The sequence below is a fragment of the Clostridioides sp. ES-S-0108-01 genome, assembly GCF_020662285.1.
GTDB lineage: Bacteria > Bacillota > Clostridia > Peptostreptococcales > Peptostreptococcaceae > Clostridioides.
Genome location: NZ_JADGMN010000073.1, coordinates 1 through 574, shown reverse-complemented (window position 1 = coordinate 574; position 574 = coordinate 1). Strand labels below are relative to the sequence as shown.

Genomic DNA, 574 nt, shown 5'->3' with positions numbered 1-574 from the left:
TGAGTTTTTTATTTTCTTCTTCTAATTCTTTTATCTTCTTATCTTTAGCCATTATGATAATGTCCTTTGATTTTGAAGTCTTATCATACTTGGCTCTTTGATTTATAGTTTTACTTACTTGTTTATCTCTAAGTTCTTCAATTCTTTTTTTAATTTCTTGGTTATTATAGAGGAATGTTTTAGATACTCCACTAAGTTGAGAAACACTATTGAAGTTAATTTTTTGTTCAGTCAAAGAGAGTTCTCTAATAGCCTTATCAACCTTATCTAAAGCCATTTGTGACCTTTGTTTAGCATATTCTTTTAATCCTTTAGTATTATCAGCCATTAAACTATATCCTCCCTTGACTTACCATTCTTATGAACTAATTTATGTTCTTTAACTTTTTCTAATGTTTGCTCTAATATATTTAAATACTGTTTATTCTTTTCTGCCCAAAGTTCCCTACCACATCTATTACTTATCTCTATTTGAGATTTAACCTTTTCTATTTCTTCTTCATATTCAGGTATATTTTCAACTGTAGTACAGAAACTTGCACAAGTTAAGCAATGGTTCATCTGTTGCTTACAA

The 574-nt window shown here is 28.2% G+C and carries 1 protein-coding gene and 1 pseudogene; both read right to left on the bottom strand.

All coding sequences use genetic code 11. From position 1 onward, the window contains the following. On the bottom strand, positions 1-328 hold a 328-nt coding region (locus IR152_RS19830; RefSeq protein ID WP_227453510.1), incomplete at its 3' end, for a DUF6262 family protein. Then, positions 328-574, bottom strand: a pseudogene (locus IR152_RS19825) (integrase); the annotation flags it as partial. The gene IR152_RS19830 and the pseudogene IR152_RS19825, both read right to left, overlap by 1 nt.